Genomic DNA, 25,923 nt, shown 5'->3' with positions numbered 1-25,923 from the left:
ATTCCGAACGCGACGCCCGACTAATAATTCATCCAGATCCGCTCGATCATGCGCGGCTTACTCTTGGCGCTGGAGGCTTTGTTGTCGATGGCGACGTCGACGATCCGCCAGTCGGCGAGGCGGCGGGTGTAGAGCTCGCTGGGGTAGCCGGAGAGCAGAACTTTTCCTTCGCAGGAAAGCAGAATGTCGAGCAGGCGCTCGTGCTGGGCGACCGACATCTCGAAGTCGTAATCCGCGATCGTCCGCCGCGTCTCGTGCAGGTAGGGCGGATCGAGGTAGAAGAGCGTGTTCGGCCCGTCCTCGCTCTTGATCAGCTTCGCCGCGTCCTTGCAGAAGATGACGACGCGTCGCAGACGCTCCGCCACCGCGGGCAGGCCTTCGACGGCGCCGATCCACGAGGCCGCCTGCTCGTTCATCGAGCGTCGCGTGCGGTTGCGGCTCATCGTGGCGAAGGAGTCCATCTTCCCCGCCCGCGACTGCCGCGCGACGACGAAGAAGTCGACCGCCCGGGCGACGTTCGGCGGCTCGTCGTCGACCCGGCTCGGGTCGCCCGCGAAGGTCGCGTCCCAGGTCGCCACGCGTCGCTCGACCCGCCGCTTGGCCCGTTCCCATTCGATCTGCGAGAAGGGAATTCGCTCGACGAAGCTGATGAACTCCGCGAAGGCTTCCTTGTTTTGCAGGACGCGCCAGAAGTTCGTCAGTTCCAGGTGGACGTCGTTGACGACTTCGCTGACGCCTTCGCTCGACTTCTGCAGCAGGACCGATCCGCCCCCGAAAAAGGGCTCCACGTAATGAACGTGGTCGGGCATCAGATCGAGGATCGTCCGCGCCAGATAGTGCTTGCCGCCGTGCCACTTCAGCGGCTGGCGAAGATCCGTGACGCGGGAAGCCATCGTCCGCGATTCCTGTGCGTGCGAGCCGGAGAGCGAAAGTCTACGACTCGCGCCAGCATAGCGCAATGGCATGCGCGGCGCAAGGGATTGTCTGAGCGGGGGACGACAGTCCCCCGAGTTGCGTCTCCGTCGAACGTCACGGCTCGGGGGACTGTCGTCCCCCGCTCAGATATCGAGAAGCTTACTTCTCCGCGTGCTTCTTCGGCTTGTAGATCTCGGTCGCGGTGCCGAAGAAGACCTCGGCGGCGTTCATGACGGTTTCGCTCAGCGTCGGGTGGGGATGGATGGTCTCCGCCAGGTCGCGGACTTCGCAGCCCATCTCGATCGCGAGCGCGGCTTCGGCGATCAGCTCGCCGGCGCCTGCGCCGACCATGCCGCAGCCGAGGACGCGCTCGGTCTCCGGCTCGATGATCCACTTGGTCAGACCCTCGGTCCGACCGAGCGCCATTGCCCGACCGCTGGCCGCCCAGGGATAGACGGCGACTTCGTAGGCGACGCCTTCCTTCTTCGCCTGATCCTCGGTCAGGCCGGTCCAGGCGATCTCGGGATCGGTGAAGACGACCGCCGGGATCGAACGCTTGTCCCAGGTCGTCTCTTTGCCCAGGATCACCTCGGCGGCGAGGCGTCCCTCGTGCGTCGCCTTGTGGGCGAGCATCGGTTCGCCGGCCAGATCGCCGATGACGAAGATGTTCGGCTCCGCGGTCCGCATCGAGGCGTCGTGTTCGACGAAGCCCTTGTCGGTGACCTTGACCTTCGTGTTCTCCAGCCCCAGGCCCTGGCTGATCGGACGCCGCCCGACGCAGACCAGCACGCGGTCGTAGTTCTCGCTGCCGAACTTGCCGGGCCCTTCGAAGGTGACGTTCACCTTCTTGCCGTTCTCGACCAGGGAGAGCGAGCCGACCTTGGTCTTCAGGAAGATGCGATCCTCGAACAGCGTCTTCAGTCGCTTCTCCAGCGGCTTGACCAGGTCGCGATCGGCGCCCATGAGCAGGCCGTCGAGCAGCTCGACGACGCTCACCTTCGAGCCGAGCTGGGCGTAGACCGATCCCATCTCCAGGCCGATGTACCCGCCGCCGATGACCAGCAGCGACTCCGGCACATCCAGCAGATTGAGCGCGCCGGTCGAGTCCATCACTCGGTCGGAGCCGAGGTCGAACGCCTTGGGCATCGCCGGGACGGAACCGGTCGCAAGGATCAGGTTCTCGAATTCGAGCTTGCCTCCCTCGGGGATCGATTCGTGGGTGCCTTCCAGCCGCAGCGTGTTGGCGTTTTCGAGCACGCCCTTGGCGTGAATCACGCGGACGTTGCGACGCTTGGCGAGTTGCTTCAGGCCGCCGGTCAGGCCGGAGATGACCTTCTCCTTCCGCGCGCGGAGCTTGTCGATCTCGACCGAGGGCGTGCCGAAGCCGACGCCCCAGTCGTGCGACAGCTCTTCCGTTTCCGCGATCACGCGGGCGACGTGGAGCAGGGCCTTCGACGGGATGCAGCCGCGGAGCAGGCAGGTGCCTCCGAGGTTAGGCTCCTGCTCGACGATGGTGGTTTCGATTCCTTCGTCAGCCGCCAGGAAAGCCGCGGCGTAACCGCCAGGTCCGCCGCCCAGCACGCAAAGAGAGGTTCGCATCGTTCGATTTTGCGGGCAGGAGTAAAAGACGACAGCCCGTCGAGACTCTCGACGGGCTGTGCGGGCCGCTGCGAAACTGCAAGCTCTCGTGCAGTTCCGTGGGCGTTAGCGAGACAGGAACTCGACGACGAGGTTGCCGTCGACCGGCAGGCTGATGTCGCCCGGTCCCGGCAGGCCCTGCATCGTGATCGACAGGTTCGCCGGATCGACCGTGATCCAGTCGAGCGGCTGGGTCAGGTTCTCGGTCAGGACGAGCTGGTAGTTGGACTTCAGCTTGTCGCTGTCCCGCACCTCGATCACGTCGCCGGGGCGGCAGATGTACGAGGGCGTGTTGACCTTGTGACCGTTGATGCTGAAGTGGCCGTGAGCGACCGCCTGACGAGCCTGGGGACGGCTGCGGGCGAAGCCGGCGCGACGGACGATGTTGTCCAGACGGCGCTCGCACATCAGCAGCAGCAGTTCGCCCGTGTTGCCCTTCTTATGGGCGACCGCATCGTAAAAGCGGCGGAGCTGACGCTCATGCAGGCCGTAATAGTACTTGATCTTCTGCTTCTCGGCCAAACCCGTGCCGTAGTTGGTCGGGCGACCGCGGCGGGTGTGCATGCCGGGGGGTGAATCACGACGCTCGAACGCGCGCGTGGCGCCCGAGTTCTCGAACAGCATCGTGCTCAGGCGGCGATTGATTCGCGCCTTGGCGCCCGTGTACCTCGACATGCAGAATCCGCTTCCGTTACGTGGGTGTGGGCCTCGGCCGCCTATGCGAGCGATCTTCCGCCGCGGCGGACAGTTCGATCGTCGCTTCGAAACCGGCGAAGCTCGATGTCGTGAAGAGGACCGACCTGGTCGACAGTCCGCCCACAGGCGGACCGGACGACGGTCCTGAATCGCACGATTCTGCCAGAGACCGGGCGATCCCTCAAGGCGCTGCCAGGGAAAAACGCCGGCGATCGACGCCGACTTCAGGAGCCGCTGGGCGCGAATTCGGCGACGACGCGGTCGCGAATCTCGGCAGGATCGTCGAACAGCACGACCGATTCCCGGGGAAGATCGCGAAACGCCCGGAGCTTGCGAAGATCGTCGACCGGGCGCTCCGGCACCGAGCGGATGTAAATCCGCGCGATCTGGGAGGGAAACTTTCGCGCGAGGGCGCCGTAGATCTCCGGATCCCGCTCCCCCGAGTCGCCGACCAGCAAGAACTGCCGCTGGGGAAAGAGCTTAAGCAGGTTCCGGATCGTCGGCGCCTTGTCCCCCCGAGGAAGGAAAAGCATCTTCCGCACCATCTGATCGCGGAGGCGGAAGGTCCGTAAATGGATGGAACCTTCCGGAAAGCCTTCGTCCCCGTGGAACCGTTTCAGAGCGCCGTAAAGCTGCCAGGGGCTGGAGGAGACGTAGTGAATCGGCAGGCCGTCGTCGGACCACTCGGCCAGGGCCTTCGCCATCCCCTCGATGGGCTCGAACGCCCGGAGGAACGTGTTGACCAGCATTAACTTACGATCGAGCACGCAGGTCCGCTTGATCGTGTCGTCGATGTCGGTGATGACCGACGTCCCCTGCGGCGAGACGAGCTGCGCCAGAGAACGACTGAGCTCGACCGTCGGATCGTGTCGGCGCACCGCGGCGATCGTGAGCCATCCATCGCTGCCTGGCCGGGGAGCCTGCAGTCCGTCGACTTCCTGCTGGGAGAGTTCGATCGTCCCGGCGAATTGTCCGCGGGCGTGCGACAGTTCGTCGAGCGGAAAGAGTCGCTCGCCGATGCGGATGACGATCGAATCGCTGTTCCCGGGAACGCTGGCGAACCAGCGGATCCGTTCCTCGAACAGCGTCAGCGATTCCTCGCCCGGTCGCTCCCGCATGTATCGCAGCAGACCCCACAGGGCCATGCGATGGCGGAGGTTGTACGGAACCAGATGAAACGCGATTCCCCGCACGATGACCTTCCACTTTCCCGTCGACGCCTCGTAAACGGCGTAAGTGGGAAAGAGAATGACGTCGGGCAGGGGATTCCGAACGATCGATTCGGCGGCGCTCATGTCGTCGCTGGAGATGGATCGATCCATTAGGCACGCATAGAGTCGTCAAACGATAATCGACGTTCGGAAAACGTCGAGCCGCCTGCCCGCGAGAGGCCACTTACAGCAGCGCGCGGGCCACGGCATTATCTCCGGTTCGAGACGAGGCTGCAAAAAGAAGCCGGTCGAAAAGTGAGCGCTTCCGCGATTCTTCTCCGACGGACGTAACGGAAAGTCTCGTCGCGACGGCGGCGAAGGGCGTCCGGTTTCCAGAGATTCGCTCGGCGAACCTGAATCTGGCCCGCCGGCGGCGAGAGATTCCTGTCTCGAGCGCGTCTTGCGAAACTGTAGCGGCCTGTGTGCCGTTTACGCGACGATTCAGATCGCCGGGAACGCTACATGTGAGTGCGACACGCGCTAACCAACCGCAGAAGCGGCGAACTTGTCGCGACGTTACCTGAAATCTGTCCTGCGAAACATCCTCCTCCGTTCTGGTTCGTCGCTGCATGCCCCGCTGGATCCGCACCGTTCGCGTGGAAGATTTGACCGACGACCGGGGAACGGAAGTCGTCGCCGAGGGGCGGATGCTGGCGATCTTCCGCATCCAGGGGGAGCCCTACGTGCTGGACGGCCTCTGCTGCCATCAGGGGGGACCGCTGGGAAAAGCTCCGCTTTGCGGCTTCGTGGCGACCTGCCCCTGGCACGGCTGGCAGTACGACGTCCGCACGGGTCGCCACACGGTCATCCCTTCTGTCGTGCAGCCGTCGTTCCCTTGCCGCGTGATCGAGGGCTGGGTCGAAGTCGAGTTGCCGGACGAGTCTTGAGTCATCGCGAACTGACGGAGCGGGCGCCGGATTCTCCTGCGCCTGCCAGCGTGGTCGATCGTCTCGCTTTCAGTAGAATGGACCCGGGCGCGGGTCGCATGCGCCGGAACGAGCGAATCCGCGGTCGAGCCCCGTGATCGAGTATCGCTGCTTTCAGAACGACGACGTTCCGAGGCTGAAGGCGTTCTGGCGAACGCTTTCGGACGTGCCGGGACTGGCCCTCGACGCCCGGGTCGCCGCCTGGGAAGAGACCGCGCTCGCGAAGCCCTGGTTTCAGCAGGAGGATCTGATCCTCGCCTGCGAAGACGATAACGTCATCGGGCTCCTGCACTTCGGCTTCGGCCCCGACACCAGGGGCGACGACCTCGATCCGCAGAAGGGCGTCCTGTCGCAAATCCTGGTCGCTCGGCGATCGACGGCCGAAGAACGGAACACGATCGCCGCCGAGCTGCTGCGTCGCTGCCGGGAGGATCTCGCGAATAAGGGCGCGACGGAGATCGCCGCCCTCGGCGCTCGACCCAACTGCCCCTTTTACGTCGCACTCTACGGCGGCAGTCGCGCGGTCGGACTCTATGCTTCGGACTCGCTGCGTCGGCGCTGGCTGGAGGACGCCGGCTTCCGCCTGATCGAGGAGCGGATCGTGATGCGGCGATCGCTGAGGACCTTCAGCACGGTCGTCAATCGCCTTCAGATTCAGATCAAGCGCGAGCACGACGTCACGATCGACGATCCCGCCGACGCCGACGGCTGGTACACGGGCTGCGCGGAGATGCCGCAGCAGCGCCGGCGTTTTTCCATCGTGCAGCGCAAGACCGGCGAGCCCCGCGGATCGGTCGACGCCTGGGCGCCCCCTCCGACGGTTTCGACCTGGCCGGGTCCCTGTTACGGACTGACCAACCTGCGGATCGAGGAGAGCCTGCTCCGCAAGGGCATGGCGACGCACCTGCTGGGCGAAACGCTTTCGCGGCTCAAGAAGGAGGGCGCCGGCGAGGTCGAAGTGCAAATCGACGCCGCCGACGAGGCGCAGACCGGCCTCTTCCGGAAACTCGAGTTCCTGGAAGCCGACCGGAAGCTTCTCTTCTCGACGACAGTCGAGAAGAGAAGCTAGAGAGGCGAGCGGAGTAAGGAGAGAGTAGAGGAGACGGGCGAACTCGCTCTTCTCCGTCGACTTTCCGATGCAGCTTGCGGTTGGCGATCCTTGCTGGGTGGCGCCGGTTGTCTCAACCGGCGCGGGCGCAGCCCGTCGGAGGCCTCGGAGCGAATTCAGCGCAAGGTCGCTGTCCGACTTCGAGACAACGGTTCGACGAACCCGGCTGCGAGGATTCCGACCAGCCATTGAGGCCTCCGATCCGCTGCGCGGACGCTGGTTGAGACAACCAGCGCCACCCCGGCGCGACAATTCCAGCGTTGGTTCGGCGAACTTTCGTGCCGATCGCAAAGCGCGAGGGACCGCTCTCCACGGTCGAACTTCGCTCTCTGCTTTTCTTTCCTCGAATTCCTTCGATATTTCGGCGGATTCGACGGAATAGATTCCCGGCGGCGCGCGTCTATCTCTACGCGAGCGGCGTCAGGCTCTTTCAAGTAGCGCCGCGTTCTTCTCATTTCGACGCTCTCGTCTCGACGCCCGTCTTCGGCGATTCGCGATCGTGCTGGCGCCGCTGCGCTGCCAGCGTGCCCTCAGGAGGTCCGCTCATGTCGCGCTTTCCCTATGCGCCCTCGTCGCTCGCTTATGCGGCTTTTCTGGCGACGGGAGTCGCGGCCTTCGTCGGCTGCGATGCCGGGCGTGCGCCTGCCGCGAGACAGGCGGGACAGACCGCTCCCCAGACTTCGTCGACTCCGACCCCGCACTACGCGTCGGACGACGTCCAGTACCACGCTGCGGAGAGCGACGCGACGGTCGAGTGGGACATGCCCATGATGACGGGCTCGAACGAAGACTTCGCGATGGCGCCGATGGGGGCGGAAATGGCGATTCCGCTCGCTGAAGAACCGAACGCGGAACTCTACGAAGGGATGCGGGAGAACGGCTTCGTCGCGGCGGCGAAGGAGCCGTTGTCGACCTTCTCGATCGACGTCGATACGGCGTCCTACTCCAACATCCGGCGCTTCGTTTCGCAGGGCCGGATCCCGCCGGCGGATGCGGTGCGGATCGAGGAGATGGTCAACTACTTCGGCTACGACTATCCGCGGCCTGACGGCGACGTGCCGTTCGCCGTCGACGTCGAGGTCGCCGCCTGCCCCTGGAAGCCGGAGCACCGACTCGCCCGGATCGGCCTCGCCGGTCGGGAGATCGCGCGGGAGAGCCGTCCGCCCAGCAACCTGGTCTTCCTGGTCGACGTCTCGGGATCGATGAGCGACTTCAACAAGCTGCCGCTGGTGAAGACGGCGCTGAGGATGCTGGTCGAACAGCTCGACGCGCGGGACCGAATCGCCATCGTCGTCTACGCGGGCAATTCCAGCGTGGCGCTGCCGTCCACGTCCGCCGATCGCCAGCAGCAGATTCTCACGACGGTCGAAGGCCTCCAGTCGGGCGGCTCGACGCACGGTTCGGCAGGCATCCGCGACGCCTATCGGCTGGCGAGCGAAAACTTCATCGCCGGCGGCGTCAATCGCGTGATCCTCTGCACCGACGGCGACTTCAACGTCGGCACGACCAATCACGAGGAACTAACCGAGCTGATCGGTCAGCAGGCGAAGAGCGGCGTCTTCCTCAGCGTGCTCGGCTTCGGCATGGGCAACTACAAGGACGCCACGCTCGAGAAGCTGGCCGACCAGGGGAACGGGGCGTACGCCTACATCGACAACACCAGCGAAGCCAGGAAGACGTTCGTCGAACAGATGAGCGGCACGCTGATCACGATCGCCAAGGACGTAAAGATCCAGGTCGACTTCAACCCGGGCAAGGTCGCCGCCTATCGTCTGGTCGGCTACGAGAACCGCATGCTCGCCAGCGAAGACTTCAAGGACGACGCCAAAGACGCCGGCGACATCGGCGCGGGCCACACCGTGACGGCGCTGTACGAGATCGTCCCCGCCGGCCTGCCTCTGCCGGACGTCGGCGTCGATCCGTCGAAGTACGTTCAAACCGAACCTCCGGTCGAGGCCGCGGCGCTGGTCGAAAGCGACGAACTGCTGACCGTGCGGCTACGCTATAAGCAGCCCGACAGCGACGTGAGCCAGCCGCTGACGGTCGCCGTCACCGACGACGGACGGAGCCTGGACGAAGCGTCGTCGGACTTCCGCTTCGCCGCCGCCGTCGCCGCCCTCGGCATGCGACTGCGGGAGTCGACGCGTCAGGGGGAGAACGACTTCGACCTGATCCTGGATCTGGCGAAGCCGGGCCTGGCGAACGACCCGCTCGGCTATCGGCAGGAATTCGTGACGATGACCGAGGAGATCCGCAAGCTCGAGGATCGCTGAGCGAAGACTCGTCGAACCTCGCACGGACCCAGCCTACCGTCGGATACCCGCATGAATCGCCGCCTGCGTTCCCGAATCGTTCTTACGTTCTGCCTCGCGATCGCGGGAGCGACCGGGGCGTTCGCGGCGATTCCGAACCGGACTCCGGAACAGTTGCAGCAGGACGCCGACGTGATCGTCGTCGGCACGGTTCAGGAGATCCGCTCGCAGCGCACGACGGACGAACTCTGGGACGACCAGACGGGACACGCCCTGTTCCTGGTCGAGAAAGTCGAGAAGGGCGATAAGGTTCAGCCGGGCGATCAGATGAAGATCGGCTTCTGGACCAAAAGCTGGGTCGGTCCGCCGGGGCAGGTCCCTCCGCACGGCAACGGGCACCGCCTGCCGAAATCCGATCCGAAGGCCAAGGTTCGCGTCTTCGTTCAGAGGAAAGAGGACGGCAGCTACGAAGCGATCCTGCCCAACGGCTTCGCCGAGCTCTCGCCGGCCACGGCGCCGAAGAAGTAACGCGTTCTGCCGCCTGCCGCCTCCGGCTGTCGCCGGCTGACCGGCGAACGACCGGGCCGACGCCGTGAGGCGGGCGCCTGGGGCGTCCGTATTCGTCGATCGAAGTTAACCAGCAAGAATCTGGTTCGACCGAGACGCGAAGGCGGTGGCCTCGCGCTCCATGTCGATAGGCTCGACAGCGACGGCGTTTCCGCGAACATCCGCGGCTGGAAAAGGTTTCGCGAAGTCGCTCGCTGCGAGTCGTCGCGCGCGGCATGCAGCGCTGGCGGCGTGGATCAGGCGCCCGGTTTGCCGGTGAGGCAAGGCGTGATCGTGCCTATCCGCTTCCGATCGAAACGAAGGAGCAACTGATGTCGTACGCCGGTTTAAGCCATCGCGCGGGGGTCCATCCGTCCGAACGCGGCGAGGGTCCGCTTACGCGGATGATCGAGGAGCAGACGACGAATCTGCCTTCGGATCTGTTTCTCTTCGCGGCGGGAGCCGCGATCGCGGGCTCGCTGGCCCTGAAGATGTCGGGCCACAACCACACCGCCCTGTTCGTCGGGCAGTGGGCGCCCACCTTCCTGATCCTCGGCCTCTACAACAAGCTCGTGAAGCTTGAAGGTTCTGAGTGACCGAGATCGGGAGCGAGCGAAGGAAAGACTTCGCTCGTTTCAGCAGTCGACCGTCGCCTGACGATCAGCCGCGGGAAGCTTCGAAGCCTTCGTCGTCCGCCGTGCGGCGGGCGACGTCGCGGCGCGAGGCGCCGAGAAGTTCCTCCGTCAGGCACTCGACCCAGCGCTTCGCGTTCGCGTCGCGTGCGACGGGATAGACGCACATGCCGGCCGTCCGCAGCGCGACGTTCTCGTCGACGCTCCGCACGAGCGCGATCCCGGGCACCCGGGCCGCGAGCTGATCGGTCGAGAGCATCTGAAAGACCGACAGGCCCTCCGGACTCGACAGTTCCAGATCGACGCAGAGCAGGTCCGGCAGTCGCTGATCCATCTGACCGAACGCGCTCTCCAGGTCGAACGCCGTCTCGACGTTCAGCCCGGCAAGCTGGAACTCTGCCGACAGCGAACGGACCGTCGCACGGTCACGGTCGCAGATGAGAACAACTTTCTTTCGCATGGCCGATCGTCCGCCAGGCGGATCGGTACGGGAAACGCCGGCGGAAATCGGCCTCCCTTCGCGGCGATCCGCGAAAGGCGAGAGGCCTGAGCAGGCGTCAGGTTCACACCGAAACCTAGGACACGCAATCGCGGCGACTCCCTGGATGCGGGAAGAAAAAACGCCGCATCTGCCGAGATTCCCAGACGTTGCGGCGAAGGAACATCCGCGCAAAGCGATCGGAGACCGGGCGCCTCACGCGTGGCGAAATCGAAACGCGGACGAGTCTCGTCGTGATACCGAACGGCATCGAAGGACGCACGCGGTGGATGGTCATCGCGCTGACGACGCCTCAGCGGGCCCGCGGAGCCGGATCGAACGTCACGACGCTTCCGCGTTGACCGGCGACGTGCTGCAGCTTTCCCCGCACCGAGAACGTCAACGTCAGCCGGATCTCGTACTTCCGCCGGGGTTCGAGTCGCTTCTGCGGTTCGTCCTCGCCGAGCAGGTTCAGCCTGGCGTCGAATTCCAGGCTCTCGCCCGGAAGAATCGTCACGTCCGGCTCGATCGCCTCGTCGCTTTCGCGGAAGACCTGCTTCGCAAGAGGGGGGCGCTCCCGCTTTTCGACATGCGCCGGCTCGACCAGACGGACAAGCGCTGCGAGCGAGCTTTCGGCTTCGCGATTGACGGGGAGCCTCAACTGGATCGGCTGTTTCGAGTCGTTGCGAATCGTGACCGGAAAAACGAGATCTCCGTCGTCGAACATCGTTCCCCGCTCGCCGGGAGTCAGCTTCACTTCCAGCTTCGTCGGGGGCACGTCGACCGCGAGCGGGGAAGCGTCAGCCGGCCGCGCCGGCGAAGCGCCTTCCGCCGGCGACGCTGCGTCGTCCTTCGGGATCTTCCGGTCCTGAATCTCGCGTCCGTTGGATCGGAACAGGACGGCGTCGCGGTAATCGTCGGCGCCGCCCGTCAGCGTCATCAGGTACGGCGTTCGAACCGTCCAGACGAAGGGTTCGCGGGCGGGCCTCGCGGTCTTCGCTTCCTTCTCCGATTCAGGAGCGGCGTCGCCGTCCAGCCGAACTTCGCTGACGAACGTCATCGCCCGACCCCGAATCTCGTAGGTTCCCTTCATCACGTAGGGCGGGTGAACGTAGTACCGATTCTCGCCCAGCCGTTCGATGCGGACGTTCCGTTCCCAGCCGGCCGGTAGAAACATCCGCCACTCGCCGGATAGATCGATGGAGGCAGGCAGCGGCCGTTCGACAGCGGCCGGATTCTCGACCTCCCGGTCAGGGCGCTCCGCGGGCGGACGCTTCGCGGCCGGCTCGGCGAATGCGATCGATGTCGCGACGGCGAGGGCTGCGAAAGCGAGCAGCGACGATCGGACGGTCATGGTTCGCCTCCTCGGGAAACGCATGGATTGGAAGGACTCTGAAAAAGCCTTCGTCCCATCGACGAAGTTCGCTTGGAATTGGTTCCGCGTCGCCCCGATTCAGTTCGAAGATTTGCCTCTCGTCGCGATTCCCAACGAAAAACGGGGCGTCCCGAAGGACGCCCCGTCGTGGGTTTTCGTTCTGCTCTTTCGCGAAGGGCCTTACAGGGCGATCTTCGCGTCGAGGATGCGCTCGATGGTCTTCCCGGTCTCCAGCAGGTGGGCCTTGGTGTAGGCGTCGAGCTTGTCGTTCTTCTTCGCTTCGTCGATCTTCGACTTCAGCCCGTCGAGCTGGGCGTAGGCGATCGTGACGCAATCCTCCGGCGCGCCGGTCCGACTAAGCGCCAGGTTGCCCAGGCGTTCGACGTACTTGCGTTGCAGGTTGCGACGCAGGCTGGAGACGGCAGGCTCGCGCTCGGTGAACTGCTTGTCGCCGAGCTTGTTCTCCAGAACCTCCTTGAACGTCGCCTTCGTCAGGCGGTCGATCAGTTCGGCCGACGTCAGGTAGTCCTGATCGGGCTTCACCTGCAGTTCGCCGTCGTGGATCCGCGTCAGCGTGATCGGCGAAAGAAGCTGAGCGAAGACGCGATCCTGAAAGCTCAGGACCGTGTCGTGCAGCGGCAGCTCTTTGCCGCGAGCGGCGCTGTTCCCCCAGTGACTCCAGCGGGAGACGCCGAGGTAGGGGTAGATTTCCTTCGGGAACTGGAACGGTTCGTCGGCCAGGATCGTCCGTTCGAGGAAGGCCAGCGCGTCCCGCTGCGTCTTCACGTCGACCGGCTGAATCGGCGGCTTGCCGTTCGCGTCGCCCTTGTGGCTGCGGCTCGTTTCGAAGCCGCCGACGTACCGCGACACGAAGTAGCAGCTCGTCCCCTGCTGAGACAGCAGGACGTTGAACGCCTTCCGCGCGTCGGAGTAATCGTCGCCCTCTTCGACCAGGCGATCGACGATCGTGGGGATCGTCTGCTTGGCGATCTGCAGGCGGCGCTCGGCGAAGGCGACGGGGTCCTTGCCGAAGTCGAAGCGGTTCGAATCCGGATCGGGATCGATGCCGAGAGTGTCCTCGTCGGTCGAGAAGAGGAGCTCCGGCTCGCCGCTGCGGGCGGCGATCTTGGTCAGCCCTTCCTTCTCGTTGGCGGGGAACTCGCGGTAGCCGTACTCGATCGCCCACAGGTCGTAGGGGCCGAGCGTCGTCTGGTAGTACTGCCCCTGGTGGACGCCGTCGGGCGAGACGTTGACCGGGGTGTAATCCATCACCGAGGCGGTCAGGACTTCCGTCGGCGCGTTCGGGTCGTTGGCCGCGTCGATGGTGAGATACTTGCTGGCCTTGAAGTTATGCCGCAGGCCGAGCGTGTGCCCGACCTCGTGCATGACGACGTCCTTGAGCCCCTGCTGGATCAGCTTCTCCATCTCCGCCTCGCGAACCTTTGGATCGGCCGCGGCGGCAGCGAGGGCGGCGCCGCCGAAGGCGAGCTGCCGGGCGAACTCCGCACGGTAGAACGAGTGGCTCGCCGCCGTGGCGCGGCGCGGGTCGAAGCGATTCGGGTCGGACATCTCGGGCCGCGAATCGAGATCTCCGCCCGTCATGGCAGCGATGCTCTGCGGGGTCAGCGTTTCGAATTCCTGCTTCCAACTCTGAAGAAAGCCGGCGTCGAAGATGATGTCCGCGTCGAGGATCTGTCCCGTGTACGGATTGACGCGCGACGGGCCCATGGCGAAGCCGGCGTCCGACGTGATCCAGCGGAACGTGTTGTAGTTGACGTCTTCCGGATCCCAGTCGGCGTTCTCCGGCTGCTGGCGAACTTCGATCGCGTTCAGGAAGCCGGCCGCTTCGAAGGCCTTGTTCCACTCCGCGATGCCGTCCGCGACGGTCTTGCGGTACTGGAACGGAACGGTGTTCTCGACCCAGAAGACGATCGGCTTCTTGGGCGGCGACTTGTCCTTGGACGGATCGGCCTTCTGCAGGTTCCAGCGGTTGACGTAGCGGAGAAAGTCATCCTTGCGACCGTCAGCGGTGAAGTCCTTCACCGCGGTCATGAAGTACCCGACGCGGTCGTCCGCGACGCGGGGCTTGTACTCGGTCGAAGGAACCTTGCTGACGCTGTAGTGGACGTTCAGCGTCACGCCGCGCGAATCGGGAACCGTGTCGAACTCTTCCGTTCCGTTCGAGGCGTAGGTGGCCGCGACTTCCAGTTCGACGTTATCGGGGAACGTCTTCACGTCGGCCCAGGTCGACTTGGCGCCGCTGAACGCGAAGCCCTTCAGGACTTCCTGAATCTGCGGCAGGTCGCTCATGAAGATCGACGTCACGTCGACCAGGTCGCCCCCCTTGGGACCCTTCTCGGTCACCGGCAGGCTGAAGAGCACGCTGTCCGAATAGGCCCGGCTCACGGCGCCTGCTTCGGGGGTGCCGGCCTTCGCCTTGAAGCGAACGTTCTTCCGGACGACCAGCACCCGGTCGCCGATCTTGCGGAACTGCCAGACCCAGTCGTCGCCGAAACCCCAGCTCATGCCGCCGTACAGCGGCTCGACGCCGATCCCCTTGGCGATCGAGATCAGGACGATGTACTCGCTCGAATAGTCGCCGGCGGTCAGTTCGAAGAAGACCTTCTCGTCGTTCTTGTGAACGGTGAGCATCCCTTCGAGCGTCTTCGACTTATCGCCGAGGATAGCCTTCCACTTCGGAGCGGCCTCATCCGCCGCGAAGGCGGAGGTCGCGAATCCGCACGTCGCGAATGCGACGAGCGTCCAGAGCGCGGCATGCACGGCTGCCGACGGGAAACTGCGAATCATGGGCGATGAACCTCGAGAACGAATGCGGGGAACTTCCCGACGACCGGGACTGCGAAAGTCGGACGCCGAACGGCGGATCGACCGCCCCGGAGAGCGGAAACGACCGAGCGCCGGAGTCGACGGATCCGGAGAGCCTGATAGGTAGGCGTCGGCAGGCAGGAGGGAAGCCCCGATTCCACAACTTTAGGCGCAGTTAAGTATCCCGGCTGGCTGATTCGGTTCAACCAGAAATCGGGTTACTCTTTTCCTGGCAGGCGCAATCCCTGCCGGCGCTCCGATCGGCACAATCCGCCAGGATGCTGCATTTACCCGTCTCTGGCGTCGAACGCCCCCTTAGAAAGTTCAGCCGACCTTTAGCGAAAAATTCGCTTCCCCAAGCAGAGAGCTACGTTCGGCCGGCCAGCGACAAGTGTCCGGAAGGGGCGCAAGAAGGCGGTAGCGCCGCGAGCGAATCCAGCGAAACTAGCGACTTGTCGCGTTCGGATAACGAGCCGATTCCGTCGCTCTCTTCCGCCTGCTCCTCTCGCACGCCTTCCCGCCATGCCGTCGTCCCTCCGCACTCCCGCGGCCTACGGAATCTTGGGCAAGGCGCTCCTTGCGGTCGTCGCCGTTTCGATCCTCGTCGGCGGCTGGTCGGCGCTGGGACAAGACGAAGACGGAGGGCCGGAGAACTCCGCCGCGGTTTCGACCGACCCGGCGTCTGGAGAGGATGCTCCCGCGACCGAGACGGAGGGAACCAACGCCGTCGACGACGCCGATCCGCCGCAACTGGATCAGGCGAGCGGGACGGACGCCGACGCCGAGACCCTCGCGGACGAACCCGCCGAGTCTGCGTTTCCGTTCGACGACAAGGTCGGCTACCCGCTGCTGGTCCTGGGAATCGGCATCGCGATCGTTCTGGGCATGATCATCGGGCTGAAGATCAATGCCTTCGTCGCGCTGATCGTGGCCGCGCTGGCGGTCAGCATCCTCGCGCCGGGAAGCGTCGACGTGAAGGTGAGCCGCGTCGCGGAAGCCTTCGGCAGTCACGCGGGCGGCATCGGCATCGTCATCGCCTTCGCGGCCGTCATCGGCGAGTGCATGCTGCTCTCCGGCGCTGCCGACCGGATCGTCCGGGCGTTCACGAACGCCGTCGGCGAGAAGCGGGCGCCGATCGCGCTCCTGGGAAGCGGCTATCTGCTGGCCATCCCGGTCTTCTTCGACACGGTCTTCTACCTGCTCGTGCCTCTCGCGCGGACGCTCTACCGCCGCACGGGCGAGCGGTATCTCTTCTACGTGCTCTCTATCGCGGTGGGCGGCGCGATCACGCACACGCTCGTCCCGCCGACGCCGGGGCCGCTGCTGCTGGCGTCGAACCTGGGATTCGACGTCGGCTACATGATCCTCGTCGGACTGGCGATCTCCGGCCCTACGGCGGTCGTCGCGATGACGTACGCGTCGCTTCTGGACCGATGGATGCCGACCCCGATGCGGCAGGTCGAAGGGCGCAAGGATGTCGAGGCTCTTCCCGATGCGGAACTGCCCCCGCTGTGGCTGTCGCTCGCGCCGGTCGTCCTGCCCGTGCTTCTGATCTCGGCCAACACCGTCTGCACGACGCTGGCCGACAACGAACATCGGGCGGCGCTGACGGCGGCGGACTTCGCGGACGTCGACGCCTTTCGCGGGCAAGTGATCGCCTCGGTCGAGCCCTCGCCCGGAAGCCGCATCGTCGAAGTCCTGAGCGCGCCGAAGCTGCGACCGGTCGACGGCGCTCCCACGCCGCAGGAGACGCTCGACCTGCTGCGCGCTCCGGATCCGCTCGATGCGGAGGAGACGGCGCGGCTGGCCGCGGGGCTGAACGCGTACGTCCTGGGCAGTCGTTCGTTCCACCGCGGCGACGAAGAGTCGGCATTCCGAATGGTCGATCTCGGACCGACCGTGCGCAACCTGCTGAAGCAGAACCGGACGCGAATGGCGACCGCCACGGTCGAGCGACTGAACCGTTCGATCCTGGAGGCAGCTTATCCCGATTCGATGCTCCGCCGACATGAGTGGTCGTCGCCTATGCGGGAGGCCGCCGACTGGACCGGCCTGTTCGGCAACGCGAACCTGGCGCTTTTATTTTCGATGGTGATCGCCCTTGCGACGGCGATTACGAAGCGCAAGATGACGCGGAAGGACGCGGCGAACATGGTCGAGACGTCGCTCATGAGCGCGGGCGTGATCATCCTGATCACCGCGGCGGGCGGAGCGTTCGGCAACATGCTGACGCTCGCGTCGGTCGGATCGGCCATTCAGGGACTCTTCTCGATCGAGGAGGGAGCGGAGCTCGGCCTGACCTTCCTGCTGCTCGGCTTCGGCATTTCGAGCCTGCTCAAGATCGCCCAGGGGTCCAGCACCGTGGCGATGATCACGGCGTCGAGCATGCTGGCCGGCGTCGCCAGTCCCGAGACGCTCGGGTTTCATCCGGTCTATCTCGGCGTCGCCATCGGCGGCGGCTCGCTGGTCGGGTCGTGGATGAACGACAGCGGCTTCTGGATCTTCGCCAAGATGAGCGGTTTGACCGAGGGCGAAGCGCTTCGGTCCTGGACGACCGCGCTGATCGTGCTCGGCGTCACCAGCTTTCTGTTCACCCTCCTCGGCGCCTGGCTGGTCCCGCTAAACTGACGGAAGGGCGGTAAGGTCCGCGACGTTTCGCGGGAGTCGCGCTCGGAAGGGCGCGGGAGCGGAGAGGCCGTTGGCGAAGCGACGTTATTGGCTCGACGGCTGTTTCTTCAGCGTGATGACGCTCCTCATCAGCGGCGCGTTCCTCGTCGTGAACGGCGTCGTCGTGAGCATGGCCTTCGGCGGCCTCGCAGAGGCGATCCCCGCGCTGCGTACCCAGCGGGTCGGCCAGTCGGTGCAGTTCCTGCTGCCGATCCTGATGCTCTTCTTCGAGTGGAAGCTGCTCGACTTCTTTTCCGACATCGTGCAGGGCACGACCCGCGGAGCGCCGGAAGAGAAGTAGCGAGGGAGAGCGGCGGCGAAACGCATCTGGGTGGCGCTGGTTGTCCCAACCAGCGTCCGCACAGCGGATCGGAGGCCCCAGGAGCACGCCGGACAGCAGGAGCCCTTCTGCCTCTGAGCAAGTCGGAATGGATGCCGGCGAGTTGGTGAGAGCGCGATCGAAGGCCTCCGACGGGCTGCGCCCGCGCCGGTTGAGTCAACCGGCGCCACCCGGGAACATGACCCGGGACGCGTCGCCTACTGGTCCGTCTATCGCTAAACGTCAGCTTCTCCTCCGGGTGCCACTGGCTCCGCCAGTGCTTTTCCGGAGGCCGGATCGCTCGTGTTAGGCGACCTTTCAAGCTGCAGCACTGGCGGAGCCAGTGGCACCCGAAAGTCTTCGATTAACCTCACAGAAAACGATAGACGGACCACTACACCTCGACCCTACTCCAGCTTCCTTCCAGAAACCGCGCCGCGAGCAGCGTTCCGCGGACCATCAGGTCGGCGACCATCGCGTACCAGGCGCCGACGGCGGCGAGCCCCCAGCCTTCGACGCTCAGGCCGAAGGGAAGCGGAACCTCCGCCCAGGCGAGCCAGTAGGCGAGTGGAATCCGCACCGCGAGAAACCCGAACAGCGTGATCAGGAGCGGCACGCGAGTGTCGCCCGATCCGCGGAGAGCGCCGGACGCCACCATCGCGATGGCGAGGAACGGCATCGACAGCGAGACGATCCGCAGCAGGGGTATCGACGTCTCCGCGACCTGCTCCTTGCCCGGCCCCAGGAACAGGCTCGTCAGCGGCCCGGGGAACAGGAAGAACAACAGGCCCGCGGCGCTCATCAGCAGTCCGGCGACGAGGCAGTTGGCGAAGACCGACTGCCTCGCTCGTTTCACGTCGCCGGCGCCGAGGTACTGACCCGCCATCGTGGAGGCGGCGACCTGGAACGCGACGCCCGGGACGTAGGCGAGCCCCTCGATCCGAACCGCCAGCCCGTGCGCCGCGGCCTGCAACTCGCCGAGCGCGTTGACGATGCCGAGAAACCAGAGATGGCAACCGACGAGCAGCAGCATATCGAGCCCGCCCGGCAGACCGACCTTGAGCAGTCTTCTCAGGATCGGCGGATCGGGCCGGAGCGCCGAGCGGTCGAGCGACAGGCCTCCGACGCCGAGCGAGATCATCGTCAGGATGGCGATCGCTCCCGCCGCGTAACCGGCTGCCGTTCCCCAGGCGAGGCCGGTCCAGCCCATCTCGGGGAAGGGCCCCCAGCCGGTGACCAGCCCCGCGCCGATCGTCGTGTTCAGCACGTTCACCATCCCCATCGCGACGAAGCCCGAGATCGTATTCCCGGCGCCGCGCAGGCAGGCGATGCCGACCTGCTCGATCATCATCGCGGGGATGAACGGGATCACGATCCAGAGATACTGCAGCACGAGCCGCGCGGGCTCCCCCTCGAACTGCATCGCCGCGACGAGCGACTCGGCTCCGAGATAGAAGCCGATCATGGTCACGAAGGAAAGAACGGTCCCCAGCAGCAGCGCCTGATTCGTGGCGCGCCGCGCGTCGGAGAAGTTCCCGCCTCCGGAGAAGCGGGCGATCAGCGCCGTGGCCCCTATGGAGATCGCCGAGAAGAGCGCGGGGATCACCCACAGCAGGTACGACATCAGGCCGATCGCGGCCAGGTGGGGCTGCAACAGGAACTTTCCCGCCAGCCACAGGTCGACCATGCCGACCATCAGGATCAGGATCTGCTCCAGCAGGACGGGCCCCGCCAGCCACGCCATCGGGCGCCAGACGCCGCCCGACTCCGTGACGCGCCAGCCGGGAGCGCGACGTTCCGCCTCCTCTCGCTCGCGGACCGTTTCGACGGCGTTAGAACTCACGAACGGTCTCGGCGGCTGACGTGCGAACAGGAGCCTGTCGGCTGCCGACGGGCTCCGGAGCGTCGCAGGATGCGACGGCGAAACTGTCTGCAGTTTCGCGAGCGGTGAGAAGCTTCGCTTCGAATCTGGCGAGGGCGAGCTTCGCCACGATGGCGAAACTCGCCACACAACAGACTGGCGTCCTCAACTATTCGCGATTCGACCGGCCGTTCCAAGGGGAGGTCGCCCTTCCAGGGAGAGCGACGAAGGGAAGGTCCTGTCTGGGGTGGCCGCGATTGCTTTGCAATCGGGGTCGCCGAAGGCGACAAGAGGAATCGACCGAATCGCCAGGTGAGCGTCGACGATTTCGCCCGAGCGCCCTCCTCTTGCGGCTGCGCCGCCCCGATTGCAAAGCAATCGCGGCCACCCAATGATCAGTTTGCAGCCGCTCGCCGAATAGCTTGCGGCGACCCGTACGCCGCTCGATAACCATCAGATCTCAAGTCCGCTCCCTTCCTATCGACTGGACCCTGCCGTGGCGAAGCACGTTCTGGAACCGAAGCGGATCGAGGCGGCGGGTCAGCCGCCGAAGGTGATCGAGGAGTTCGTCGGCGCCGCGACCGAACTGTTCGACGACCTCAGCATCGCCCGCATGAAAAGCCCCTGCGGCTGGTCGGAACCGGGCCAGGTTCCCGAATTCCGCGAATACACGATCGTCGTCCGCGGCGAGTTGCAGGTCGAAACGAAGACCGCGACCTACGTCGTCGGGGCGGGCGAAGCGATGATCGTCGACGCGGGCGAGTGGGTTCGCTATTCCACGCCGTTCGCCGACGGCTGCGAATACGTCGCCGTCTGCCTCCCCGCGTTCCGGCCCGGGACGGTCCATCGGGAAGAATGATCCCCCTCGGTCGCGCTTCGCGACTTACCGGGCGGTACGCGGCGGCGGGTTCGACGCTATAAAGCTCGGTAGTCGAAACGACTCGTTAAACGCCGTTCCCGGAGACACTGAGCGTCCTGATGGTACTTCTTGCCGCGGTTCTGATCGTCGTGATGATCGCGGCTAACGCACTCTTCGTGGCCGCGGAATTCGCCGCGGTGAGCGTGCGGCACAGTCGCATCCGGGCGCTGGGCGAGGAGGGCAACTCCTTCGCGCAGCTCCTGCTGAAGCGAATCGGGAGTCCGGCGGGACAGGACCGCTACGTCGCCTGCTGCCAGGTCGGAATCACGCTTTCCAGCCTGCTGCTGGGCGCCGTCGGTCAGGCGACGCTCACGCTGCCGCTGTCGAAGCTGCTGCAGGACTGGACCGCGATTCAGCCTGCAGCCGCCCTGTCGACGTCGGCGGTCGCCGTGCTGCTGGGCCTTACCGCCGCGCAGATGGTTCTCGGCGAACTGGTGCCCAAGTCGCTCGCGTTGCAGTACCCGACGCAGACGGCGCTGGCGACTGTGCTGCCGATGACCTGGTCGCTGAGGGTTCTGGCCCCCTTCATCGTCGTGCTCAACGGCAGCGGAACGGCGCTGTTGCGGCTCTTCGGCGTCCACGGAGAGGGGCATCGGCACATTCATTCTCCCGACGAGATCGAACTGCTGATCGTCGACAGTCGCGACGGCGGCCTGCTGGAACCGGAGGAACAGCGCCGTCTGCATCGAGCGCTGCGGCTCAGCCGACGCCCGGCGCATCAGTTGATGGTTCCCCGGCCCAAGATGGTCACGATCGACGCGTCGACGCCGCCCGACGTGACGCTGCGGCGAGTGGCGGAAAGCCCCTTCTCCCGCCTGCCGGTGGTGCGCGGCGCGAATGACGACGTCGTCGGCGTGCTCTACACCAAGGACGTCATCGCGCGGTTCATCGACCAGGGTCGCGTTCCGCCGATTCCCCAGATGATGCGGTCGCTTCTGACGGTTCCGCGGAACGTCACGGCGGATCGCCTGCTCACGCTGTTTCGCGAGCATCGTTGCCAGCAGGCGGCGCTCATCGACGAATACGGCCGCGTCGAAGGGCTCGTCACGCTGGAAGATATCCTGTCCGAGGTGTTCGGCCACTTCGGCGACGAGTTCAAGAAGCCTGATCTCCAGCCGAAGGTCCTGCCCGACGGACGCATCCGCGCCTCGGGCCTGACGCGACTGGACGAACTGGAAGGGCTGCTCGGCACGAAGCTGGACGGGGGCGACGCGAGCACCCTCGGAGGGGTCGCGCTCTACACGCTGGGACGCCTGCCTGAGGCGGGCGAAAAGCTCCTGCTGGACGGCATCGAGATCGAGGTCGAATCGCTCAAGGACCGCGCCGTCGCCTGGGCCCTGCTCCGGAAGATTCCGCCGTCCGAGATCGTGACCGAAGACCTGGAGGGCGATCGCTCATGATCTGGGAAATCGTCGTTCCGATCGCCGTCATCGCGGTACTGATCCTCGTCAACGGCCTCTTCGTCGCGGCGGAATTCGCGCTCGTGATGGCGCCGCGAACCGCGATCGAGCAACGCGCTGCCGCGGGCAGCCGACGCGCGGCGGCGCTCAAGCGGGTGCTCTCCGAAGCGCTGGTGCAGGATCGGGCGATCGCCACGGCGCAGCTCGGCATCACGCTGGCAAGCCTGGGCCTCGGCATGTACGGCGAACACGTCCTGGCCGAGTGGATCTATCACGGCCTCGAACGGATCGGCGCCGCGAGCTGGGTCGGCGCCCATGCGGCCGCGAGCTTTCTTTCGATCGCCGTCCTGACCTACTTCCATATCGTCGTCGGCGAAATGGTGCCCAAATCGCTGGCCCTGCAGCGTCCGGAAGCGTCGGCCCTCCTGCTGATCCGGCCCGTGCAGTGGGCCCAGCTTCTCGGCTTTCCGCTCGTCATTCTGCTGGCGGGTCTGGGAAACCTGACGCTGCGGCTGTTCGGCGTTCGCCGGCAATCCTCCGGGCACGAGCGCAGCTACACCCCGGAAGAGTTGCAGTTCGTCGTCGCCGAAAGTCAGCAGGGGGGCCTGTTGCGCGCCGAATCGGGGCAGGTGCTGCAGGATCTGCTCGAATTCGGGGAGATCACCTCCGGCGCCGTGATGGTGCCGCGCGTCAAAGCGGTGGGCCTGCCCGCGGGCGCTTCGCCCGACGAGATCAAGCGCGTCATCCAAACCTCCCGGCACACGCGTTATCCGGTCTACGAGCGCGACCTCGATCACATCCTCGGCGTCGTCCATCTGAAGGACCTGCTTCGCACCCTGCTCGCCGGGTCGTCGCTTCCGGAGGCGATCGTCCGACCGATGCCGCGCATCCCCGAGGGACTCACCCTCGACAAGGCGCTCGAATCGATGCGTTCGTCGGGCGTGCAGATGGCCGTCGTCATGGACGAGCATGGCGGCACCGCGGGAATCATCACCATGGAGGAACTGCTCGAAGAGATCGTCGGCGAAATCGACGAACCGGGCGGAATCGACCACGAGCCCGATCTCTACCTCGACGAGCAGGGAACGCTGCACGTCCCCGGCGAAGTGCGATTGCCCGAGGTGGGAGAGCATCTGGGCGTCGATCTGGAACACGACGAGGTCGACAGCGTCAGCGGCCTGGTGCTGCTGCTGCTGGGTCGTCCCGCCACGCCGGGCGACGCCGTCGAGTACGAAGGCCTCCGTTTCGAAGTCGCCGAAGTCGCCGGGCACGGCGTCGAAGTCTGCCTGGTCACCAGGCTTCCCGAGAAAGCGGAGGCGGACGAGGAAGCGTGACGGCGGTCGCGGATCGTCTCGCGCGAACTATGCGAACAGGCGCATCTTTAGGGACGTCATGGGGAGCCTGACGGTGAGTCAAAACCTTCTCCCGCGGTTTCAAAACCTGAATGTTGACAGCGAAGCACTGATACTCGCGAGTGCCAAGGAACATATTTCAAAACTGTCGGCGATGATGGCCGCAGAGCCGACGAAGCTTGTTTCGACGCGGCATTCCAGTCTTGCAGGAAGCTACCGCAGGATCGCGAGATTCTCCTACGCGTTGGGCTATCCGATCGATCGAGTCAGAGAGGCATTCGCGAACGCTGCCCGCGCTTGGCTGGTGGTCTTGCAGTCTCGGGGAACGGAGCCGGCGTTTCCCGCATACCATCTGACGTATGATTCGACGCATCCGGCGGGCTCTCCCGAGGCTTCGGCAAGCGTCGAGAGATTGACGCCGAAGGGCAAGGTCGATCATTCGCTTGCGAACTCTCGGTACGGTTACGTCGCAGCCTGCGAAGCGTATGCTTCTCGCGAGGACGCTTTAGCCGAGGAGATCGCCGGGCTCATCTGGGATCCGCCCGAGGCATCGTACATCGGACCGCAATCCTTCTGTGCGCCCAACGACCAGCGTCTGGCGTACGCGTTCCGCGAATTGATTCACGGAACGCTCGATGCGATGCAAAGGGAACTGAGCGGTCTGAGGATCGGGAGAGACGCCGCGATCGGCTACCAGGCGTCCATGCTGCAGGCGCTCGGTCGAAGGGATTCTCAAGGTTTCAAGCACGGGCTGCGCGACTACTTGCAGTGGCACCGAAAGGAAGCCGCATCCAATCCGAAGCGAATCGATCCTGATTACTTCGTATGCACGATCGGACTCGGATTGTGCAGATTGGCGTATCGACGCGAAATTTGCGAAATCGACGAGTTCGCCAACGACAATGTCTTCCTGCCGATTGAAATGATCTCGGGGCGTTAAGCCGTCCGCCTCTGATTCGCCTCCTGAAACCGCAAGGATCCCTCCGCCATGAAGACCCGCTTTCGATCCGCGTTCGTTCTCGCCTGCGTCGCCGTCGCGACCCTTTCCGGCGCCCTGCTGCTGCAACGCCCAGCCGTCGGGCGACTCGCGGCGGCCGAACCGGCGGCTGAAGGGGCTCAGCCGGAACCGGTCGAGTCCGACATGCACGAGTTCATGGAGTACCAGTTCCAGCCCGTCTACCTGCGGCTCAAGGCGTCGCTGGCCGAGGCCCCGGCCGACCGCGCGGGCTGGAAGAGCGTGAAGTCCGACTCGCTCATCCTGGCCGAAGGGGGCAACCTGCTGTTGCTGCGGGAGCCCGAAGCCGACGCCGCCCAGTGGGCGAAGTACAGCGTCGAAACGCGTCAGCACGGCGGCGAGCTTTACAAGGCCGCGAAGGCCAGCGACTACGCCGGCGCCCGGAAGCATTACGAAGCGATGCTCGTCAGCTGCAACGCCTGCCACACCAAGTTCGCCGACGGCAAGCATCAGCTGAAGCCGTAGTCTGGCGTCGAGAGCCTGATGACCGAACGAACCCTCTTCTGTTTCGTCGCTCTGACGTTCGCGACGCTCGCGCTCTCAGTCGCGAGCGCCGACGAACCTGAAGAGAGACCTGCCGTCGTCGTCGACGCTTCGACGATGACGGGCAAGGTTCTGTGCGGCTATCAGGGCTGGTTCCGCTGCCCGGGCGACGGGACCGATTCGGGGTGGCTCCACTGGAGCCGCGATTCGCGAAGGCTCTCGCCCGAGTCGGTCACGTTCGAGATGTGGCCCGACCTGTCGGAGGTCGGCGAAGGCGAACGCTATCCCGCGCCGGGGTTCACGTATCCCGACGGTCGACCGGCGGAGCTGTTCAGCTCGGCGAATCCGGCGACCGTCGATCGCCATTTCGAGTGGATGCGGCAGTACGGCCTCGACGGCGTCTTCGTGCAGCGGTTCCTCGTCAACCTGCGCCAGCCCTCGTTCGATCGCGTGCTCGAGAACGTCCGCAAGTCCGCCGGACGCTCGGGCAGAACCTACGCCGTCTGCTACGACCTCTCCGGCGCTCGCGAGGACCGGCTGGTCGATCAACTCGTCAGCGACTGGAAGCGGCTGGTCGACGAGCAGAAGATCCTCGAAGACGGTCGCTATCTCCGCCACGAGGGCAAGCCGGTCCTGTTCGTCTGGGGCTTCTTCAGCGACCGCTTCGACGCCGCGGTCGCCCATCGCCTGATCGACGCGCTGACCGGCGATGACCGCTACGCGGTGACGCTGGTCGGCGGATGCCAGTGGGAGTGGCGAACCGAACGCGACGCCGAGTGGGCCAGAGCCTTCCGCCGGCTGGACGTCATCAGCCCCTGGAACGTCGGCAACGTCGCCCTGCAGGAGGACCGGAAGGTCGCCGCGACCGATCGCTGGCAGGCCGACCGGGAAGAGGCCGAGCGCCACGGCGCCGAGTTCCTGCCCGTGCTCTATCCCGGCTTCGGCTGGACCAATCTCAAGGGCCCCGGCTCCGACCGCGACACGATCCCCCGCCGCGGCGGCGACTTCTACTGGGAGCAGTTCGTCGCCGCGAAACGTGCCGGCGCCACGATGGCCTACGTCGCCATGTTCGACGAAGTCGACGAAGCGACCGCCATCTTCAAGGTCACCAACTCCCCGCCCACGACGCCCCGCTTCGAGACTCTCGACGGGTTACCGTCGGATTTCTATCTGCGGCTGACGGGAGAGGGGACGAAGGTGATGAGGGGGGAACGCGAGGCGACAGAGGCATTGCCGATCGGACTCTAGGCGCCGATGCTAACGGCTGCACGGTTAGTTTCTTACGGCAGGCGTCATACTTCTGA

The 25,923-nt window shown here is 65.3% G+C and carries 21 protein-coding genes; 13 read left to right on the top strand and 8 right to left on the bottom strand.

Going from position 1 to position 25,923, the window contains the following annotated elements:
* Positions 1-20: 20 nt before the first annotated feature.
* The 4 genes from SH602x_RS10380 to SH602x_RS10365 form a co-directional block, all read right to left on the bottom strand.
* Entirely contained in the window at positions 21-893 is an 873-nt protein-coding gene (locus SH602x_RS10380; RefSeq protein WP_479476721.1) for a DNA adenine methylase, read from the bottom strand.
* Between the two features lie 181 nt (positions 894-1,074).
* Entirely contained in the window at positions 1,075-2,514 is a 1,440-nt protein-coding gene (lpdA, locus tag SH602x_RS10375; protein ID WP_479476720.1) for a dihydrolipoyl dehydrogenase, read from the bottom strand.
* 105 nt (positions 2,515-2,619) lie between these two features.
* Complete coding sequence (gene rpsD / locus SH602x_RS10370) at positions 2,620-3,228, bottom strand: 30S ribosomal protein S4 (RefSeq protein WP_479476719.1); 609 nt, start codon at positions 3,226-3,228, stop codon at positions 2,620-2,622.
* Between the two features lie 245 nt (positions 3,229-3,473).
* The gene (locus tag SH602x_RS10365; protein WP_479476718.1) at positions 3,474-4,571 is read right to left on the bottom strand and encodes a phosphatidate phosphatase App1 family protein; all 1,098 of its coding nucleotides are present in this window, start codon (positions 4,569-4,571) and stop codon (positions 3,474-3,476) included.
* A 458-nt stretch (positions 4,572-5,029) separates the two neighbouring features.
* On the opposite strand from SH602x_RS10365, the gene SH602x_RS10360 reads away from it, so the two are divergent.
* From SH602x_RS10360 to SH602x_RS10340, 5 genes are all read left to right on the top strand, one after another.
* Positions 5,030-5,347, top strand: a complete 318-nt coding sequence (locus SH602x_RS10360) for a Rieske (2Fe-2S) protein (protein WP_479476717.1) — start codon at positions 5,030-5,032, stop codon at positions 5,345-5,347.
* Positions 5,348-5,480: 133 nt separating this feature from the next.
* On the top strand, positions 5,481-6,455 hold the full coding sequence (locus tag SH602x_RS10355; protein ID WP_479476716.1) for a GNAT family N-acetyltransferase: 975 nt from the start codon (positions 5,481-5,483) through the stop codon (positions 6,453-6,455).
* A 584-nt stretch (positions 6,456-7,039) separates the two neighbouring features.
* A complete protein-coding gene (locus tag SH602x_RS10350; protein WP_479476715.1) occupies positions 7,040-8,767 on the top strand; it encodes a vWA domain-containing protein in 1,728 nt (575 codons plus the stop codon).
* A gap of 51 nt (positions 8,768-8,818) precedes the next feature.
* Positions 8,819-9,274, top strand: coding sequence for a hypothetical protein (locus SH602x_RS10345; RefSeq protein ID WP_479476714.1), 456 nt, complete (start codon positions 8,819-8,821; stop codon positions 9,272-9,274).
* A 350-nt stretch (positions 9,275-9,624) separates the two neighbouring features.
* Positions 9,625-9,888 (top strand): hypothetical protein, encoded by a 264-nt coding sequence (locus SH602x_RS10340; RefSeq protein WP_479476713.1) that lies wholly within the window; start codon positions 9,625-9,627, stop codon positions 9,886-9,888.
* Positions 9,889-9,952: 64 nt separating this feature from the next.
* Here SH602x_RS10340 and SH602x_RS10335 read toward each other — a convergent pair whose 3' ends face one another.
* The 3 genes from SH602x_RS10335 to SH602x_RS10325 all read right to left on the bottom strand — a co-directional run bounded on the left by SH602x_RS10335 (position 9,953) and on the right by SH602x_RS10325 (position 14,585).
* Positions 9,953-10,384: a response regulator gene (locus SH602x_RS10335; protein ID WP_479476712.1), complete on the bottom strand. Its 432-nt coding sequence runs from the start codon at positions 10,382-10,384 to the stop codon at positions 9,953-9,955.
* A 331-nt stretch (positions 10,385-10,715) separates the two neighbouring features.
* Positions 10,716-11,756: a hypothetical protein gene (locus tag SH602x_RS10330; protein ID WP_479476711.1), complete on the bottom strand. Its 1,041-nt coding sequence runs from the start codon at positions 11,754-11,756 to the stop codon at positions 10,716-10,718.
* Between the two features lie 201 nt (positions 11,757-11,957).
* On the bottom strand, positions 11,958-14,585 hold the full coding sequence (locus SH602x_RS10325; RefSeq protein WP_479476710.1) for a zinc-dependent metalloprotease: 2,628 nt from the start codon (positions 14,583-14,585) through the stop codon (positions 11,958-11,960).
* 540 nt (positions 14,586-15,125) lie between these two features.
* Here SH602x_RS10325 and SH602x_RS10320 point away from each other — a divergent pair.
* Both SH602x_RS10320 and SH602x_RS10315 read left to right on the top strand, forming a co-directional pair.
* The gene (locus tag SH602x_RS10320) at positions 15,126-17,231 is read left to right on the top strand and encodes a GntP family permease (protein WP_479476709.1); all 2,106 of its coding nucleotides are present in this window, start codon (positions 15,126-15,128) and stop codon (positions 17,229-17,231) included.
* A 70-nt stretch (positions 17,232-17,301) separates the two neighbouring features.
* Positions 17,302-17,571 carry a hypothetical protein gene (locus tag SH602x_RS10315; RefSeq protein ID WP_479468529.1) on the top strand — a complete coding sequence of 90 codons (270 nt, stop codon included), beginning with the start codon at positions 17,302-17,304 and terminating at the stop codon, positions 17,569-17,571.
* 412 nt (positions 17,572-17,983) lie between these two features.
* On the opposite strand, the gene SH602x_RS10310 is transcribed toward SH602x_RS10315, so the two are convergent.
* Positions 17,984-19,432, bottom strand: coding sequence for an MATE family efflux transporter (locus tag SH602x_RS10310; RefSeq protein WP_479476708.1), 1,449 nt, complete (start codon positions 19,430-19,432; stop codon positions 17,984-17,986).
* A 514-nt stretch (positions 19,433-19,946) separates the two neighbouring features.
* On the opposite strand from SH602x_RS10310, the gene SH602x_RS10305 reads away from it, so the two are divergent.
* From SH602x_RS10305 to SH602x_RS10280, 6 genes are all read left to right on the top strand, one after another.
* Positions 19,947-20,309 carry a cupin domain-containing protein gene (locus tag SH602x_RS10305; protein WP_479476707.1) on the top strand — a complete coding sequence of 121 codons (363 nt, stop codon included), beginning with the start codon at positions 19,947-19,949 and terminating at the stop codon, positions 20,307-20,309.
* 119 nt (positions 20,310-20,428) lie between these two features.
* Positions 20,429-21,769 (top strand): hemolysin family protein, encoded by a 1,341-nt coding sequence (locus SH602x_RS10300; protein ID WP_479476706.1) that lies wholly within the window; start codon positions 20,429-20,431, stop codon positions 21,767-21,769.
* Positions 21,766-23,103, top strand: coding sequence for a hemolysin family protein (locus SH602x_RS10295; protein ID WP_479476705.1), 1,338 nt, complete (start codon positions 21,766-21,768; stop codon positions 23,101-23,103). Before SH602x_RS10300 ends, SH602x_RS10295 begins: the two co-directional genes overlap by 4 nt.
* 73 nt (positions 23,104-23,176) lie before the next feature.
* Positions 23,177-24,061 (top strand): Imm49 family immunity protein, encoded by an 885-nt coding sequence (locus SH602x_RS10290; RefSeq protein WP_479476704.1) that lies wholly within the window; start codon positions 23,177-23,179, stop codon positions 24,059-24,061.
* A gap of 48 nt (positions 24,062-24,109) precedes the next feature.
* A complete protein-coding gene (locus SH602x_RS10285) occupies positions 24,110-24,601 on the top strand; it encodes a hypothetical protein (RefSeq protein WP_479476703.1) in 492 nt (163 codons plus the stop codon).
* Positions 24,602-24,619: 18 nt separating this feature from the next.
* Positions 24,620-25,867 carry a glycoside hydrolase family 99 protein gene (locus SH602x_RS10280; protein WP_479476702.1) on the top strand — a complete coding sequence of 416 codons (1,248 nt, stop codon included), beginning with the start codon at positions 24,620-24,622 and terminating at the stop codon, positions 25,865-25,867.
* Positions 25,868-25,923 lie beyond the last annotated feature (56 nt).

The organism is Lignipirellula cremea (assembly GCF_056501455.1).
This window is presented reverse-complemented; position numbering and strand designations above follow the sequence as displayed.

Excerpts from the sequence above, each read along its gene's own strand:
- SH602x_RS10380 (WP_479476721.1), bottom strand. The coding sequence starts at position 893 with ATGGCTTCCCGCGTCACGGATCTTCGCCAGCCGCTGAAGTGGCACGGC.
- lpdA (WP_479476720.1), bottom strand. The coding sequence starts at position 2,514 with ATGCGAACCTCTCTTTGCGTGCTGGGCGGCGGACCTGGCGGTTACGCC.
- rpsD (WP_479476719.1), bottom strand. The coding sequence starts at position 3,228 with ATGTCGAGGTACACGGGCGCCAAGGCGCGAATCAATCGCCGCCTGAGC.
- SH602x_RS10365 (WP_479476718.1), bottom strand. The coding sequence starts at position 4,571 with ATGGATCGATCCATCTCCAGCGACGACATGAGCGCCGCCGAATCGATC.
- SH602x_RS10360 (WP_479476717.1), top strand. The coding sequence starts at position 5,030 with ATGCCCCGCTGGATCCGCACCGTTCGCGTGGAAGATTTGACCGACGAC.
- SH602x_RS10350 (WP_479476715.1), top strand. The coding sequence starts at position 7,040 with ATGTCGCGCTTTCCCTATGCGCCCTCGTCGCTCGCTTATGCGGCTTTT.
- SH602x_RS10345 (WP_479476714.1), top strand. The coding sequence starts at position 8,819 with ATGAATCGCCGCCTGCGTTCCCGAATCGTTCTTACGTTCTGCCTCGCG.
- SH602x_RS10340 (WP_479476713.1), top strand. The coding sequence starts at position 9,625 with ATGTCGTACGCCGGTTTAAGCCATCGCGCGGGGGTCCATCCGTCCGAA.
- SH602x_RS10335 (WP_479476712.1), bottom strand. The coding sequence starts at position 10,384 with ATGCGAAAGAAAGTTGTTCTCATCTGCGACCGTGACCGTGCGACGGTC.
- SH602x_RS10330 (WP_479476711.1), bottom strand. The coding sequence starts at position 11,756 with ATGACCGTCCGATCGTCGCTGCTCGCTTTCGCAGCCCTCGCCGTCGCG.
- SH602x_RS10325 (WP_479476710.1), bottom strand. The coding sequence starts at position 14,585 with ATGATTCGCAGTTTCCCGTCGGCAGCCGTGCATGCCGCGCTCTGGACG.
- SH602x_RS10320 (WP_479476709.1), top strand. The coding sequence starts at position 15,126 with ATGCCGTCGTCCCTCCGCACTCCCGCGGCCTACGGAATCTTGGGCAAG.
- SH602x_RS10300 (WP_479476706.1), top strand. The coding sequence starts at position 20,429 with ATGGTACTTCTTGCCGCGGTTCTGATCGTCGTGATGATCGCGGCTAAC.
- SH602x_RS10295 (WP_479476705.1), top strand. The coding sequence starts at position 21,766 with ATGATCTGGGAAATCGTCGTTCCGATCGCCGTCATCGCGGTACTGATC.
- SH602x_RS10285 (WP_479476703.1), top strand. The coding sequence starts at position 24,110 with ATGAAGACCCGCTTTCGATCCGCGTTCGTTCTCGCCTGCGTCGCCGTC.
- SH602x_RS10280 (WP_479476702.1), top strand. The coding sequence starts at position 24,620 with ATGACCGAACGAACCCTCTTCTGTTTCGTCGCTCTGACGTTCGCGACG.